The organism is Plantactinospora sp. B5E13 (genome assembly GCF_039871775.1).
Classification (GTDB): Bacteria; Actinomycetota; Actinomycetes; order Mycobacteriales; family Micromonosporaceae; genus Plantactinospora.
The window spans coordinates 1-16,785 of the sequence record NZ_JBDPLT010000028.1; the positions used below are offsets into that span (position 1 = coordinate 1).

Below are 16,785 nucleotides of genomic sequence, written 5' to 3' on the forward strand. Positions count from 1 at the left end.
GTGGGCGGTCGAGGTGGGCGGGGTGGGTGGGGGGCCCGGCGCCCCCGCACCCCACGGCGGTGCGGGGGCGCCGGCGAAGTCACCTGTCGGTGTGGGTCGCCGCTCCGGTGGGCGGGGGACGTGACCGGAGCGGACGACCGTCAACAGGTGAGGTCGGTGGTTTCGGACGGGATGTCCGTGCCGGGAGACCGGAGGCTCCCCGACCGTCGGCGCCCGGTACCGACGGCCGGGGAGCCCGGCCGACCACCGTGGTCCCGCGGTCTAGGTCGGGAACGAGAACGGTGGCGGTGGCGGTGGCTACGGACCGGTGCCGGCCACCACCGGTGGTCGCAGGGCCGACGGGGTCATGTCCGGGTCCACCGCTGGTTCGCCCCGGCGTGGCAGCTCCAGACCAGTACGGTGGTGCCGTTGGCGGTGCCGCCGTTGTTGACGTCCAGGCAGAGCGTGGGGAACCGGACGCTGCTGATGGTGCCGTTGCTGTTGAACGTCCACTGCTGGTTGGTCCCGCCGTTGCAGTCCCAGATCTGCACCGGAGTGCCGTTTGTGGCGTTCGGTGAGATGTCCAGGCACTTGCCGAGCACCTGCAGCGTCTGACCGGCCTGGGTGAAGACCTGGTTGGCCCCGGTGTGGCAGTCCCAGATCAACGTCGCCGTGCCGTTGGCCGTGTTGGAGTTGTTCACGTCCAGGCAGCGGCCACTCGCGTCGCCACGCAGTCGGAAGGTGGTCGGGGTGCCGGTGCCACCACCGCTGACCCGGTAGACGACCGTGCCGTGCGCCGGCACGCTGGCCGAGATGGTGCCGGTGGTCGTCGTGGTGGCGTTCGTCCAGGCGTCCAGGAGGGTGAACGGGCCGCCGGTCTTGCCGATCGCCGCTGCCGTGGTCGAGACGGTCGTGGTGGAGCCGCCCTGGTTGAACAGGGCCACCGCGACGTCGCCGTTGGCGAGCCGCTTGGCCAGTACCCGCCGGGTGCCGTCGTTGCTCACCTGCACGGCCTGCAGGCCCAGCGGATCCTGGTTGATCGCGACCAGGTGCTGGTTGCGCAGGATGTTGAGGGTCGCCGTACTGGCGTTGCGCACGTCGTTGCCGGCCATCAGCGGAGCCGCCATGATCGCCCAGAGCGCGAAGTGGCTGCGCATCTCGGTGTCGGTCATGCCGCCGTTGCCGACCTCCAGCATGTCCGGGTCGTTGAACGAGCCCGGTGCGGCGTACCCGGCCAGGGGCACGTTGACGTTGACGATGTTCTGGATGCCCATCGGGTACCCGTTGGTCTGGCCGGTGTTCCAGGCGTTGGTGATGTCCTCGGTGGTACGCCACAGGTTGGCCACGTCGCCCCAGTTGCGCTGGGGGCCGGTCTTCTCGTGGATGCTGTTCGGGTTGATGCTGTAGACGATCGGGCGGCCGGTGGCGGCGAGTGCGTCCCGCATGATGGCGAACCTCGCCACCTGCTCGTTGATCGTCCCGGTGGGCGAGCACCAGTCGTACTTGAGGTAGTCCACACCCCAGGCGGCGAACTGGCGGGCGTCCTGGGCCTCGTGTCCGAGGCTGCCGGTCGAACCGGGGAACGCGTCGAAGTACTGGGCGCAGGTCTGGTCCAGTGGTCCCTGGTAGAGGCCGAACAGCAGACCGCGGGCGTGCAGGTAGTCACCCAGCGCCTTCATGCCGCTCGGGAACCGGGTCGGATGGGCCTGCAGGTTGCCCTGGGCGTCCCGGTCCGGGTTGAACCAGCAGTCGTCGACGACCACGTACCGGTAGCCCAGGTCCCGCATCCCGTTGGCGACCATGGCGTCGGCGGTCTCCCGGATCAGGCTCTCGTTGATGTTGCAGCCGAACGTGTTCCAGGTGTTCCAGCCCATCGGCGGGGTACGGGCCACCCCGTTGTTCAACGCCTGCGCGGGCTGCGGCGCCCGGGCCGGTTCGGTGACGGTCACCGCGACCGCCAGCAGCGTCACGGCCGCGGCGGCCAGCCATCGGGTTCTGGTGCGCATGGGTCCTCCCGTCAGGGGGTTCAGATGAATCGCCAGAGGTGGTCGGCGGTGCCGTTGTCGTCCCAGAGCACGATCTGGGCTCCGGCCGCGGTCGAGGCGCCGGTGACGCCGAGGACCCGGCCGCCGTTGGCGCACTGGATCCGGAAGTAGCCGTTGCCGCCGTGGCGCAGCCGCCAGCGGTGGTCGGCGGTGCCGTTGTCGGCCCACTGGAGCACCCGGGCGCCGTTGCCGGTGCCGCCGTTCTCCACCCCGAGCACCCGGCCGCTGTTCGTGTTCCGCAGTCGCAGGTATCCGCCGGTGTCGACGATCGCCGTCCAGAGGTGGTCGGCGGTACCGGTGTCGCCCCACTGGATGACCAGCCCACCGTCGGCCGTCGACATGTTCTGTACGCCGAGGACGAGCCCACTGTGGAGGTTCTGGATCCGGCGGGCGCCGTTGGGTACGAACCGCCACTGGTTGTCGGCGCTGCCGTTGTCCGCGTCCTGTACCGCCTGGGCGCCGGCCGAGGTCGAGCCGCCCGAGATGGCGAGCAGCAGATTGGTGTGCACGTTGCGGAGCTTGTGGGTGCCGTCGCCGACGTCGACCACGGTCCACCGGTGGTCGGCGGTGCCGGTGTCGCCCCACTGCAGGACGCGGGCGCCGACAGCGGTGGACATGTTCTCCACCCCGAGCACCTTTCCGCTGTTGACGTTCCGGAGCCGGATCGCGGTGCCGTCCGCGATCACCTCCCAGCCGTGGTCCGGGGTGCCGGTGTCGTTCCACTGCACCGCCAGCCCACCGTCGGCGGTGGACATGTTCTGTACGCCGAGGACGAGTCCGCTCGCCGCGTTGACCAGCCGGTACCCCGCCCCACCGCCCTGGTTGCCGCCCCCGCCGGTGTTCCAGTAGACGGTGTAGTTGTGCCCGTGCGCGTCGTAGAACGGGCCGAGGTTGACCGTGGACCCGTTCGCGGTGGCGGTGAAGGCGAGCGTGGTGCCGCTGGTCCGGGTGATCGACGACGGGCTCAGCGCGGGCAGCGCGGCCAGGGTGGTGTCCCCGTAGTTGCCGGAGAGCACCACCGGCCCGTACGTGGCGGCGGCGACGGCGGGGTTGTCGTTGGCGGCCCGCATCACCACCCGCATCGGCAACCGGACCGTCACGGTGTCACCGGAGGCCCAGGTGCGGGTGAGCACGGCGTACGTGCCCGGCGTGGTGGGGATGTTCTGCGCGGTGCCGTTCACGCTGACCGTGGCCCCGGTTGTCCAGGCCGGGATGCGGATCCGCATCGTCCACGATCCGCCGGCGCTGCCGGTCACGGTGAGCGTCGTGGTGTCGCTGACCGGGTACGAGGTGGTCTGGGTGACGGTGATGCCGCGTTGTGCCCAGGTGAGCACCGAGGGCATGAACAGGTTCACGGTCAGGGTGTCGCCGTTGTGGAAGTACACCGAGTCCATCAGCTTGGTGTTCACCTCGATACCGGTGCCCTGACAGCACCAGAACGAGTTGTAGTCGGTACTCCAGGTACCGCCGCCCCAGGCGGGACCGACCCCGCGCCGACCACCGGGGTGCAGCGGCGTGAAGTAGGTGACGTGCCCACGGCTGTCGGCCGGGTTCTGCTGGCCGATGAGGTGGTTGAGCAGCGCCAGCTCGTAGTAGTCGAAGTAGGCCACCCGGTTCGGGTCGAGCAACCAGAGTTCCCGGGTCAGCTTGAGCATGTTGTAGGTGTTGCACGCCTCGCAGGTGTCCCGGGCCAGGTGGCTGGCGATGGCGTGCGGGGCGCGGAAGTGTTCCGCCTGGCTGTTGCCGCCGATCGCGTACGTGTGCGCGTTGACCGTGATGTTCCAGGCGTTGCTGGCGATGTCGCGGTACCGGGTGGTGCCGGTGGCCTTGTACTCCCGGGCGGCTCCGATCCACTTGGGCACCTGTGTGTTGGCGTGCAGACCGTTGAGCTGGTCCTGGTTGGCGGCCAGCGGGTTGAGCACGGCGGCGTGGTCGAACCGCTGTGCGACGGTCAGCCAGCGGGCGTTGCCGGTCTGCTGGTAGAGGTCGGTCAGGACCGCGCTCATGCCACCGAACTCGGTGCCCAGCATGGCCTGCATCTGCGCGGAGGTGAGCCTGCCGGTGCGCCAGTCGACCCAGCCGGCGAGCGCGAGCAGGACGTCCCGGGCCTGCTCGTTGCCGAGGTAGCGCCAGACGTCGAGCAGGCCGGCCAGGGTCTTGTGGATGCAGTAGTAGGGCACGTTGCCGTTGCTGAGCGTGCGGGCCTCGAGGCTGCTGAAGTCGGACTCGGGGAATCCGGAGAGGTAGCCGGTGTTGAAGCCGGCGGCGCTGTTGTTGGCCTGGCACCGGGCGAGTTCGGCGACCATCCGGTTGGCCTTGTCCCGGCAGGTCGTGTCGCCGAGCACCGCCCACATCTGGGCCCAGGCGGTGAGGAAGTGTCCCTGCATGTGGGTGCGGAACGGGAAGTTCGGGGCGTCCCAGCCGCCGGTGGCCGCGGCGCCGTTGGTGGAGAGCCGGTGGTTGGCCCGGAAGTTGTAGAGCAGTCGTTCGACGTCGACGAAGCGCAGGTAGTTCAGGGTCCGGTTCTGGTTGTCCAGCCATCGGCTGTTGGTCAGGCGTACCTGACCGAGGTCGAACGGGTACGCGGCGACTCCGATGTCGGGTCGGGCGGGGGCCAGCGCGGCGTGCGCCGGTGCGCCGGTCACGGTCGGCCCGATGGCCGATGCGACGGTGGCGGCGCCGGCGACCTGCAAGAGACGGCGACGGTTCAGGGCGGGGTTCGGCATCGGGTGGTCTCCGTTGACGTCCGCGGTGGGGCAAGGCGACCGCGTCATGGGCAAACTTCGATGTGAGCGCTAACATACGCTGTCGTTAACACGCCCGCAACCCAGACTTTCCGGCGACCCCGTCGGTGGTGCCGCTGTATTCGGTGGCGCGCGGTTCCGATGTCGTCTGACGCCGCCGACGTCCGCGCCTCACCGCCGGACCGGCCACTTCCGTGGCGACAACGATCCATGACGGCGTAGGGATCCCTGCGCCGACCGGCCTATTCGGGTGTTCTCGGTGGAGTCGGTGGCTCTCCGTCCGGACAACGGAAAAACCGACGGCGGCGCTTGACTCGACTCCCGCGGTCAACCACAGTCAACCACCACACCACGGACGACCCCGGCGCCGACGGCTACCGGGGTCGACACAGGGTGCCCGACCGATCGTGCCGTTCCCCTCCGGGTCGGCGCGTGTCGGGCGAGGGCGCCCCGGTCGGCACCTGCGACAGCGAAGTGGAAATGCGAGCTACCCGTACCACCGAGACGAGCCTGGTCCTCGCCGCGCAGGCCGGCGACCCCCGGGCGCTCGACGAACTGATCACGGCGTACCTGCCGATGGTGTACACCATCGTGGGCAGGGCGCTGAGCGGCGATCCGGAGGTCGACGACGTCGTACAGGAGACGATGCTCCGCGCCCTGCGGGAACTGCGGACGCTGCGGACGCCGGAGAGCTTCCGCCCCTGGCTGGTGGCGATCGCGTTGCGCCAGGTCAGCACACACCTGCACCGGCACCGGGCGAACGCCGCCCGCGCGGTCGCCCTGGACGAGGTGACCGAGGTCCCGGACGCCGGCGCCGACCTGGAGGGCCTGGCCGCCTTGCGCGCGGACCTGTCCGAGCAACGCCGGCAGGTGGTACGGGCCAGCCGCTGGCTCGACCCGGACGACCGGGCGCTGCTGTCGCTCTGGTGGCTGGAGACCGCGGGGCGGCTCACCAGGGCCGAGGTCGCGGCGGCGCTCGGGGTGAGCCTGGCCCACGCGGGGGTGCGGATCCAACGGATGCGTAACCAGCTCGAGCTGAGCCGGTCACTGGTGGCCGCGCTGGACGCCCGGCCCGGCTGCGACGAGTTGGCCACCGTGCTGACCGGCTGGAACCAGGTACCGAGTCCGCTGTGGCGCAAACGCGTCACGCGGCACACCCGGACCTGTCCCAGCTGCCTGCGGGCCGGCCGGGACCGGATCGCGCCGGAGCGGCTGCTCGTCGGTCTCGCCCTGCTCCCGGTCCCGCTGGCTCTGGCGGCCACCCTGACCGGTAAGGGCACTGCCATGGTCGCGGGTGCCGGCGCCGCCTCCGCAGCGGTGTTCTCGGGCACGACCGGTGGCTCCGGAGCCGTCGGGGCGGGTCTGAAGGCGGGGTTGCTCGGCCAACTCGGCCAGGTGATCGGGGCACACCCGGTCGCCGCGGCGGTAACCGCCGGCACGCTCGTCGCCGGTGCCACCGTCACCACGGCGACCTGGCCGGAGCCACCGGCGCCCGTGGTCGTCATCGCGGCGCCGACGTCGGCACCGGCGACCAGCGGGGCGCCCAGGCCCACCCTGCCGGAGGTCGTGCCGTCAACGCCGGAGCCCGGCACGACCGCGCCGAGGCCGAGCCGTCCGAGTCCGACCGTCACCGGGCCGTCGGGCGGCGGCGGGTCGTCGCTTCGGCCAGGGTCGGTGGCACTGGAGCCGGTGAACCAGGCGGGCCTGCTCGTCACGACGACCGACGACGTCGGTGTGCTCGCCCAGGTCGGTGCGGACAGTCCGGCGTCGGCCCGACAGCGGGCCACCTTCGAGGTGGTTGCGGGCCTCGCGGAGCCGAACTGTGTCTCCTTCCGGGCGGAGGACGGCCGGTACCTGCGCCACTCGTCCTGGCGGCTGAGGTTGAGCGTGGACGAGGGGACCCCGCTGTTCCGGGGGGACGCGACGTTCTGCGTTCGTGCCGGTGCGGCGCCCGGTTCGGTCCTGCTGGAGTCGGCCAACTATCCGGGATGGTTCCTGCGCCACCGCAACCACGAGTTGTGGGTCGACCCGTCGGCGCCGTCCGCCCAGTTCCTCGCCGACGCGTCCTTCCGTCCCCGGCCTCCGCTGGTCCGGTAGCCGTACGGTCCGGCGCGTCCCGCCCGGCGGCAAGGGGTCCGGTGTGCGCCCGCCCGGCGGCAGCGGGTCCGGTGTGCCCGCCCGGGTCGCCGTGGGTCCGGTGTGTGCCTGACCGGCCGCCGTGGGTGCGGTCCGGACGAGGTGAGTCGGGTCGACCGCAGCCCTTCCGGTCGGCGGCGATGGACCGGGATCGCGAGTGCCGGACAGTCACGGGGGACCGGGGGCGGGGCGGACCGGCCCGCGACCGATCGGCCCCGGCCGGCGTAACAGAAAAGCGGTGTGACGTTTTTTTCGATCCGCGCCGAGGTCGAGATTGGAAAAGGCGTTATTGGTCCGGAGGCCCGAGCGTCGTGCCAAAAGGAATGCAGGTGGAGGCGGTCCGATCCGCGTATCGACAGTCGCCCCTTGAAGGTGCGGTAACAGTCTGGCAATATCCGGTACATCCATCCACGTGTTTGTCTCGCTACCTCATTCGGCGAGGTCGGGAGACTCGGGCGAAGTTGTTAGCGCTAACACTTGCCGCCGGGTCATCATGCCCGGGATCGACCGGGAGACCCGCAGGGCGGCCCCGCGACGACCTCCGGTACGCCGCACCGCGCCCGGCTGGCCCCCGACAAGAAGGAGAGACGTCATGAACGACACCGGCCGAGCGCCCCTGCCGGCGGCGCCGCCCGAACCGGCCCGCCATCCGGCGGCCCGCCCCCGACTGCGTCGTTGGCGGGCCGCGCTCGTCGTCACCCTGGCCACCCTCCTCGTCGGCACCGCCGCCATCGGATTCGGCCCGAATCCGGCGTCGGCCGCGACGGTCGACACGTCGGCCTGGTACGTCCTGCTGAACCGCAACAGCGGCAAGGCGTTGGACGTCTACAACCTGGCCACCAACGACGGCGCGCGGATCACCCAGTGGGCCCGCAACGACGGTGCCCAGCAGCAGTGGCAGTTCGTCGACTCGGGCGACGGGTACTACCGGCTGCGGTCCCGGCACTCGGGCAAGGTGCTGGACGTCTCCAACCGGTCGACGGCCAACGGCGCGGGGATCATACAGTGGACCGACACCAACGGGACGAACCAACAGTTCCGGTTGGCGGACTCGTCCGGCGGACACGTACGACTGATCAGCCGGCACAGCGGCAAGGCGGTCGAGGTGCAGAACGCCTCGACCGCGGACGGGGCGAACGTGGTGCAGTACGACGACTGGGGCGGCAACAACCAGCAGTGGCAACTGGTCCGGGTCGACGGCGGCACCCCGCCGCCCACCACCCCGCCGGCCAGCGGCACGTTCGGCAACCCGGTGATCTGGCAGGACTTCGCCGACGTCGACATCATCCGGGTCGGCGAGGCCTTCTACCTCTCCGCGTCGACCATGCACTACTCGCCGGGGGCGCCGATCCTGCGCTCGTACGACCTGGTGAACTGGGAGTTCGCCGGACACTCGGTGCCCCGGCTGGACTTCGGGTCGAAGTACGACCTCTCCGGCGGCCACGCCTACGTGGACGGCATCTGGGCTTCCACGCTGAACTACCGGCAGAGCAACCGGACCTTCTACTGGGCCGGCTGCATCGACTTCGCCCAGACCCACATCTACACGGCTTCCGCGGTCGACGGCACCTGGAGCCGGCACGCCACCATCCCGAACTGCTACTACGACGCCGGCCTGCTGATCGACGACAACGACACCATGTACGTCGCGTACGGCAACGGCACGATCAGCGTCGCCCAGCTCTCCGCCGACGGCCGGACCCAGGTCCGCAACCAACAGGTGTTCCAGACCCCGTCGAACATCGGCACCCTGGAGGGAGCCCGCTTCTACAAGCGCAACGGCAGCTACTACATCTGGCTGACCCGCCCCGCGAACGGCCAGTACGTGCTCAAGGCGAACAACCCGTTCGGCCCGTACGAGATCCGTCAGGTCCTGCTCGACCTGCCGGGACCGATCGCCGGGGGCGGGGTGCCGCACCAGGGCGGGCTGGTCCAGACCCCGAACGGCCAGTGGTACTACATGGCGTTCACCGACGCGTACCCCGGCGGCCGGATGCCGACCCTGGCGCCGATCACCTGGACCGGCGACGGCTGGCCGGTGCTGCAGACCGTCAACGGGGTCTGGGGCGCCAGCTACCCGAACCCGTTGCCGCCGCGCCCGGTCAAACCGCTCACCGGCGTCGACACCTTCGCCGGGACCACCCTCGGCCCGCAGTGGGAGTGGAACCACAACCCGGACAACAGCCGGTGGTCGGTGAACAACGGGCTGAGCCTGCAGACCGCGACGGTCACCAACGACCTCTACCGGGCCCGGAACACCCTCACCCACCGCATCCAGGGGCCGACCTCGACCGCGACCGTGGAGCTCGACTACTCGACCATGCGGGACGGGGACCGTACCGGACTGGCGATGCTGCGCCAGTCCTCCGCCTGGATCGGCGTCCGGCGCGACAACGGCGCCACCCGGGTGGTGATGACCAACAACCTGACCATGGACGGCAACTGGAACACCACCGGCACCGGCAGCGAGATCGCCAGCGCGCCGGTCTCCGGCGGTCGGATCTGGCTGCGGGCCAACGCCGACATCAGACCCGGCTCCGGTCGGCAGGCCCGCTTCTCCTACAGCACCGACGGCGTCACCTTCGTCCCGCTGGGCAACACCCTGACGCTCAACAACGCCTGGCAGTTCTTCATGGGCTACCGGTTCGCGGTCTTCAACTACGCGACCCAGTCGCTCGGCGGCGCGGTGACCGTACGTCGGTTCGAGCTCGCCACGCCGTGACCGCACCGCGCCGGCCCGGCCCGACCCCCGGGCCGGCGCGGCGGCGCCTCAGCCCCGGTCCTCCACCAGACGGCGGATGGCCGAGGCGGAGGCGCCGCGCGCCCAGTCCTCGAAGGTGTACGGGCGGGCGACGATCCGGCAGCGGCCGGCCGCCCCGAAGACGTGGTCGGCGAACGCGGCCCGCAGCGGCTCCTCGAAGAGGTCGAAGTCGCTGACCGCTTCGCCGCCGATGATGACCAGTTCGGGGCCGGTGAGGTTCACCAGCGTCGCGATCGCGGTGCCGATCACGGTCGCCGCCTGCGCGAACACCCGTACCGCGAGTGGGTCGCCCCGGTGCGCCAGGGCGACGACCTCGGCGAGCGACAGGTTGCCGCCGTGCCCCCGGGCGACCTCGGCGACGATGGCGGGGGTACCGGCGACCGCCTCGACGCAGCCCCGGCGGCCGCAGGGGCAGACCCGGTCGGGTGAGGTCAGCGGCAGGTGCCCGATCTCGCCGGCCACCCCGTGGGCGCCCTCGACCACCTCGCCGTTGAGGTGCAGGCCGCTGCCGATGCCGCGGCCGATCGTGACGATCGCGAACGAGGCGGTGCCGACCCCCACCCCGAACCAGTGCTCGCCGATGGTGAGCGCCCGGACGTCGTTCTCGACCAGCACCTCCCGGCCGAGACGGTCGGTCAGGATCGTGCCGAGTGGCACGTCGGCCCAGCCCATGATCGCCGACTCGCGGACCACTCCGCGTCCGGTGTCGACATCGCCGGAGACGGCGACGCCGACCGCGCAGAGCCGTTCGGCCCGTACGCCGAGCAGGTCCACCAGTCCCGCCACGGTCGCCTCGATCGCGTCGACCACCACGTCGAGGCCGGTGGAGTCGAGCGGGCGCCGGTCGGTGACGAGGATCCGGGTGGTCAGGTCGGTCGCGACGCCGACGATCTCGTCCGCGTTCACCTTGACCCCGAGGGCGACCAGGGCGTCGGGTACGACGGTGAGCGGGTTCACCGGCCGTCCCGGCTGCCCGTCGCGCTGCGATCCGAGATGGTCGGAGACCAGGCCCACCTCGATCAGCGGCCCGACCGCCTTGGTGACCGCGGCCTGCGACAGGCCGGCGAGCCGGGCGATGTCGGTACGGCTGATCGGGCCCCGGGTGAGGATGCTCCTGAAGACCTCGGCTCCCGCGGCGGAGGCTCCTCGGAGCAGCGAGACCGCGGCGGCTGCGCCGTTCATTCCGGGTTCCCCCCTGTGGTTGCGACGCCGGCCGGAACGTGTGACACGCATGATTCCGAACACGACGATAGTCAGCGGCCGGGGCGGCCCGGCGCACCGCGCCACGCCGCCCCGGCACCGGTTCCTACTTGGCGAGGATCTCCCTGGTCTTCGCCGCCATCTCCGGGAACACGTCCTTGTTCCGCTCCCCGGTGAAGTACGCCTCGAACAGCGGCTGGATCGTGTCGACGACCTCCTGACCGTTCGCGGTCGGCGGCGCCGGGTACAGCTCGCCGTTGTTGAGCGCGTTGACGAAGCCGGAGATGTCCAGCCCCTGCTGGGCCTGGGTGTCGACGGTGACCTTCAGGGACGCGGCGATCGAGGGCAGGAAGGTGGCGTCCACCCCGGCGGCCGACTGGCAGGCCTCCGAGCCCATGTAGGTGACCCACTTCCACGTCGCGTCGAGGTTCTTGGTGCCGACGTAGATGTTGTTCGCGTTGGAGTTGCTGATCATCGCGCGTCCCTTGGGGCCCTGGACGGTCGGCGCGACCCCCACCTTCACCCCGGGGATCTTGGTGATCGAGGTCGCGTCCCAGGTGCCGCCCTGGACCATCGCGACGGCGCCGGAGCCGAGCTGTTGTCCACCCGCGGCGGTCAGTTGGCCGAAGACAGGCATCAGACCCCGGTCACCCAGGCCGCGGACGTACTCGAGGGTCTTGATGAAGTCGGGGTTGTCGTACTCGAGCTTGGTCGGCCAGGCCGGCTTGTCACCGAGCCGCCAGCCGAGCGTCGAGACGAACGGGTTCCACGAGGTCTGGCCGTTGAAGTCGCTGGCGGCGAGGCTGCCGATGCCGTACGTCGCCACGTTCTTCTTGTCGAAGCCGGGCTGGTCGCCCCGGACTCCCTTCTTGTCGACGGTGAGCCGGGCGACGACCTTGTCGAAGCTGCCGCCGTCGTCGGGGTTCCAGGTCATCGTCGCGATGTCGTTGGCGGTGAGGCCCGCCTCGGTGACCTTGTCCTGGTTGAAGTAGATCGCGGCGGCCGCCCAGTCGAGCGGGATGCCGTACTGCTTGCCGTCGGTGTACTTCCACGAGTCGACGCCGATGTCGAAGACCGACAGGTCGTAGCCGCTCTTGGCGATCAGGTCGTCGAGCGCCCGGATCTGCCCCTGGCCGGCGTACGCGCCGAGCAGCGGGACGCTGTTCTGGAACGCGTCCGGTGCCGAGCCGGAGACGAACCCGGCGGTCAGCTTGGTGAAGTAGTCCTCGACCGCGTACTGGGAGATCTTGACGGTGATGCCGGGGTTCGCCTGCTGGAAGCCGGGCAGGCACTTCTGGTACGAGGCGGCCTGGCGCTCGTCCCAGGTCCACCAGTTGACCGTGTTACCGCCGCCGGCGGAGTCGTCGTTGCCACAGGCGGTGAGCGACGCCGCGGCCAGGCCGGCCAGGGCCAGCGCTGTCGCGATTCGCGATATCTTCATCAATATCCTCATTTCGGGGGTGGTCGGGTGCCGTCGCCGGCGCCCGGGTGGGTGTGCGGTGTGTGGTGGGTCCGTGCGGGATACGGTGGGGGACTCAGCCGCCGGGCCGGGGCGGTCGGTGTCCGGCGGGCGGCAGTCCGACCTCGCCGTACGCCGGCAGGTCGAGGTCGACCGTGCGGTCGGCGTACTCGACGGCCACCCGGCGCGCGACGCCACGCAGGTCCCGCAGGACCGCGTGCGCGACGGCGCCGTCGGCCCAGTGGAGGTCGACCTCGACGCCGCCCCGGGCCCGCAGGCCGGTCACCCGGCCGTCCGGCCACTCGGCCGGCAGCGCCGGCAGCAGCCGGATCCGGCCGCCGTGGCTCTGCACCAGCAGTTCGGCGATCGCCGCGGTCAGCCCGTAGTTGCCGTCGATCTGGAACGGCGGATGCGTGCTGAACAGGTTCGGCAGCAGCCCGCCCCACTCGGAGCCGTCGACCGGGGCGAGCCGGCGGTGGTCACGGTCGAAGGCGGTGATCGCCTCGAGCAGCAGGGCCCGGGCCTCGGCGGCGTCCCCGAGCCGGGCCCGCAGCGCGATCTTCCACGCCCACGACCAGCCCATCGCCCCCGGCCCACGACCCTCGAGGAAGCGGCGGGCCGCCTCGGCGAGCCCGGGCGCACGATCGCGGCCGACCAGCTCGACCAGGTCGAGCGGATAGAGGGCGACCAGCGGTGACAGGTGCCGGTGGTGCGGGTCCTGGTCCACGACGTCGGTCGACCACTCGCGGAGCCGGCCGTCCGGCCCGGCGGTCAGTTCCGGGAGCCGGTCGAGCGCGTCGGCGAGTTGTGCGTCGAGCGGGTCGTCCGCGTCGAGCAGGGTGATGGCCCGGCGGGCGCGGTCGAACAGGGCCCGGATCAGCGCCACGTCCATCGTGGTCGAGACGCCGAGCGCCTCGGGGCGGCCGTCCGGGCCGAGGTACAGGTTCTCCGGCGAGGTCGACGGGACGGTCCGCAGCCGGCCGGTGGCCGGGTCGTCGACCAGCCAGTCCAGGCAGAACAGCGCGGCCGGTCGCAGCAGCGGCCACACCACCCGCTCCAGCAGGTCCCGGTCACCGGTGAACTCGTAGTGGTCCCACAGGTTGTGGGTGAGCCAGACGCCGCCCATCATCCAGATCGCCCAGCTCGGCGCGCCGTGGCCCATGCCGACCGGCAGGCTCCAGCCCCAGAGGTCGCTGTTGTGGTGGGCGACCCAGCCCCGGGCGCCGTAGAGGCGGGCGGCGACGTCGGTGCCGGTGCGGGCCATCCGGCGGACCAGGGCGGCCAGCGGTTCGATCGAGTCGTCGAGTCCGACCAGCGGCGCCGGCCAGTAGTTCATCTGGGTGTTGATGTTGATGGTGTAGTTGGACGACCAGGGCGGCCGCAGCTGGTCGTTCCAGATCCCCTGCAGGTTCGCCGCCGGACCGCCGGCGCGTGACGACGCGCCGAGCAGGTAGCGGCCGTACTCGGCGACCACCGTCGCCCGCAGGCCCTCGTCGGCGCCGTGCAGGACGTCGTCGGCGACGTCCCAGGTGCCGCTGCGCCGGCCGCCGATCGCGAAGCGCGCCCCCGAGACATGGTCCCGCACGTCGGCGACATGCTCGGCGAACCGCTCGTCCGCCGTCCGTCGGAGGGCGGACGCGGCGGTACCGCGGGCGCGTTCCCGGATCTCCTCCCGGGAGGAGATCCGCCAGTCGGTGCCGTCCGGGTCGGCCCACCACAGTCCGGCCCGGCTCGACGTCGACAGGGCGATCAGCAGCCGGCTCGCCCCGCGGATCCGCAGGGTGTCGCCGACGGAGTCCCGGATTCCGTCCCCGTCCACCGCGAGCGCCGCCACCGCGACGTGGTCGAAGCCGTCGGCCCCGTGGTCGAGGTAGCGGTGCGGCGGCTCCACCGCCGGTTCGTGTGCCGGCGCACCGTCGACCGGCGCGACCACGTCGAGGACGATGCCGGTCGCGCTGGTGTGCCGGCCCACCTCCCGCAGCGGCGTGGTCAGCCGTACGTCGACGTCGAGCACCGGGCCGGCGGCGACGTACTCGACGAAGAGGCAGCCGGCCGGCGCGGAGACGTAGGTCCGGCGGTTCACGGACGCGCCGCCGACGACCAGTGACTCGGTCAGGTACGCCTCGTCGAGGTCGAGCACCCGGGCCGGTACGCCGTCCGCGACCGCCCCGCCGTGCGTGGCCAGTTCCAGGTCGACGAAGGGCAGGAACTCCTGCGAGTACGGGCCCTCGAAGGTCATCAGCAGTGCCTCGGCCCGCCGCAGGTCCCCGGCGTCCATCGCCGACCGGATCTCGGCGAGGCGGTCGGGGCCGGCGCCGCCGGCGACCAGCGCGGCGAGCGCCTCGGCCGGCCCGTCCGGGTGTCCCGACCAGACGGTCGCGTCGTTGACCTGGATCCGGGCCCGGGCGCCGCCGAAGGCCATCGCCCCGATCCGTCCGTTGCCCAGCGGGGTCGCCTCGACCCACTCCCGCGCGGGTCCTCGCCAGGCGAGGCGCAGCGTCCCGGCCATCACTTGATCCCGGAGAAGCCGATGGAGTTGACGATCCGCCGTCCGAAGACCATGAAGAGCGCGAGCATCGGCAGGGCCGCGACCAGGGTGGCCGCCATCAGCCCCGCCCAGTCGGGTTGCGCCTGCGGCGACGACTGTTTGAACACGGCGAGCGCGAGGGTGAGCGGCTGTACGGACTCGTCGCTGGCGACCAGCAGCGGCCAGAAGTAGTCGTTCCACATCCCGATGAAGCCGAGGATGGCGAGGGTGGCGATCGGCCCGCTGCTCATCGGGAGGGTGACCCGGAACAGCACCCGGAGCCGGCCGGCGCCGTCGAGCAGCGCCGCCTCCTCGGTCTCGGTCGACAGCCCGAGCATGAACTGCCGGAGGAAGAAGATGTTGAAGGCCGAGAAGAGCGCCCCGGGCAGGATCATGCCGGCGAAGGTGTTGAGCAGGCCGAGTTCCTTCACGAGCACGAAGTTCGGCAGCAGGGTGAGGATGCCGGGCACCATCAGCGCGGTGAGGAAGAGGCCGAACATGAACTCGCGGCCGCGCCAGTGCAGCCGGGAGAAGGCGTACGCGGCCAGCGTGGAGAAGAAGACGATGAGCGCCGTGGAGACGCCGGCGTAGACCAGCGAGTTGACCAGGTAGCGACCGAGTTGGACGGAGGCGCCGGAACCGCCCTCGGCGATCGACTCCTCGGTCGTCGCGAGCCCGAGTACCCGCCTGAACGGTCCCCAGGTGAAGTCGACCGGAAGGATCGAGGCCGGGTCGGCCATCATCGCGTAGTTGTCGGAGAGCGCGGTCCGCAGGATCCAGTAGAACGGGAAGACCGTCACGAAGAGGACGCCGACCAGGTAGGTCCAGGCGGCGATCCGGCCGAGGCTGAGCCGGCGTCGGCGGGTGGTGGTGGGGGTGGTCATGCGTTGGTGTCCGATTCGCTCGCGCGCAGCAGGCGCATCTGGAGGAAGGTGATGACGAGCAGGATCGCGAAGAGGGAGAGCGACATCGCCGAGGCGTAGCCGAAGTCGAACTGGCCGAACGCCTTGCTGTAGATGTACATCTGCAGGACGTTCGACGCGTTGGCGGGCCCGCCCTTCGTCGCCACCTGGACGATGTCGAAGACCTGGAACGCGCCGATGACGTTGAGGACGAGCACCAGGGCGAGGATCGGCCGGAGCAGCGGAAGGGTGAGCCGGCGGAACATCTGCAGCTCGCCCGCGCCGTCGATGCGCCCGGCCTCGTAGACGGTGGGTGGGATGGTCTGCAGGCCGGCGAAGATGATGATCGACGTGTAGCCCATCTGTTTCCACACGTTGATCAGCGCGATCGAGGGGATCGCCCACTCGCGGGAGGTCAGGAACTGCACGCCGTCGCCGCCGAGCGCCTCGATGGCGATGTTGACGATGCCGAGCTGGGTGTCGAGCATCCACGACCAGACGGTGGCGGCGACCACCCCGGAGATGAGGAACGGCAGGATGATCAGGCCACGGATGACCGTCGACGAGGTGAGCCGGTGCAGCACCGCCGCGGTGACGACCGAGACGGCGAGGCTGATGGTCACCGAGAGCACGACGAAGTAGACGGTGACGCCGAGCGAGCGCCAGAAGACCTCGTCGCCGACGAGTTCCACGTAGTTGTCGAGGCCGACCCAGGTGGGCGGGGTGAGGACCTTGAAGTCGGTGAAGCTCAGGTAGAGGCCGCGCAGCGTCGGGTAGACCGCGAAGACGGCGAACCCGACGAGCGCGGGGGTGATGAGCAGCCAGGCGAGCCGGGCGTCCCCGCGGTGGGCGGGGGAGTTCGCGTTGATCGGCCGTCGGGCCGTGCTGCCCCGCCGCGTCGGCCGCCGGGCCGGCCGCGGGTCGCGGGTGGGTGTTTCCAAGAGCGCCATTGGTCTTCCTGCTTCCGCGTGCTCGACCCGTCGCGGGCTTCCTCGACGGCCGGCGTCTGGGCCCCGGCCCGGTCCGGCAACT

General features: G+C 71.0%; 9 protein-coding genes. 2 read left to right on the forward strand and 7 right to left on the reverse strand.

Features of this window, described 5'->3' with window-relative positions:
• Positions 1 to 344 precede the first annotated feature (344 nt).
• Complete coding sequence (locus tag ABGB05_RS23345) at positions 345 to 1,985, reverse strand: ricin-type beta-trefoil lectin domain protein (protein WP_347655601.1); 1,641 nt, start codon at positions 1,983 to 1,985, stop codon at positions 345 to 347.
• A 20-nt stretch (positions 1,986 to 2,005) separates the two neighbouring features.
• Positions 2,006 to 4,750, reverse strand: coding sequence for a beta-L-arabinofuranosidase domain-containing protein (locus ABGB05_RS23350; protein ID WP_347655602.1), 2,745 nt, complete (start codon positions 4,748 to 4,750; stop codon positions 2,006 to 2,008).
• Between the two features lie 498 nt (positions 4,751 to 5,248).
• On the opposite strand from ABGB05_RS23350, the gene ABGB05_RS23355 reads away from it, so the two are divergent.
• Positions 5,249 to 6,865 (forward strand): sigma-70 family RNA polymerase sigma factor, encoded by a 1,617-nt coding sequence (locus ABGB05_RS23355; protein ID WP_347655603.1) that lies wholly within the window; start codon positions 5,249 to 5,251, stop codon positions 6,863 to 6,865.
• A gap of 631 nt (positions 6,866 to 7,496) precedes the next feature.
• Positions 7,497 to 9,626 carry an RICIN domain-containing protein gene (locus ABGB05_RS23360; protein WP_347655604.1) on the forward strand — a complete coding sequence of 710 codons (2,130 nt, stop codon included), beginning with the start codon at positions 7,497 to 7,499 and terminating at the stop codon, positions 9,624 to 9,626.
• Positions 9,627 to 9,674: 48 nt separating this feature from the next.
• Here ABGB05_RS23360 and ABGB05_RS23365 read toward each other — a convergent pair whose 3' ends face one another.
• The 5 genes from ABGB05_RS23365 to ABGB05_RS23385 all read right to left on the reverse strand — a co-directional run bounded on the left by ABGB05_RS23365 (position 9,675) and on the right by ABGB05_RS23385 (position 16,703).
• Positions 9,675 to 10,847, reverse strand: a complete 1,173-nt coding sequence (locus tag ABGB05_RS23365; protein WP_347655605.1) for an ROK family transcriptional regulator — start codon at positions 10,845 to 10,847, stop codon at positions 9,675 to 9,677.
• A gap of 124 nt (positions 10,848 to 10,971) precedes the next feature.
• Positions 10,972 to 12,306: a sugar ABC transporter substrate-binding protein gene (locus ABGB05_RS23370; RefSeq protein WP_347655606.1), complete on the reverse strand. Its 1,335-nt coding sequence runs from the start codon at positions 12,304 to 12,306 to the stop codon at positions 10,972 to 10,974.
• A gap of 94 nt (positions 12,307 to 12,400) precedes the next feature.
• A complete protein-coding gene (locus ABGB05_RS23375) occupies positions 12,401 to 14,833 on the reverse strand; it encodes a glycoside hydrolase N-terminal domain-containing protein (RefSeq protein WP_347655607.1) in 2,433 nt (810 codons plus the stop codon).
• Positions 14,833 to 15,735: a carbohydrate ABC transporter permease gene (locus ABGB05_RS23380; protein WP_347655608.1), complete on the reverse strand. Its 903-nt coding sequence runs from the start codon at positions 15,733 to 15,735 to the stop codon at positions 14,833 to 14,835. The genes ABGB05_RS23375 and ABGB05_RS23380 overlap by 1 nt, the downstream gene beginning before the upstream one ends.
• Entirely contained in the window at positions 15,732 to 16,703 is a 972-nt protein-coding gene (locus ABGB05_RS23385; protein ID WP_347655609.1) for a sugar ABC transporter permease, read from the reverse strand. The genes ABGB05_RS23380 and ABGB05_RS23385 overlap by 4 nt, the downstream gene beginning before the upstream one ends.
• Positions 16,704 to 16,785: the final 82 nt, after the last annotated feature.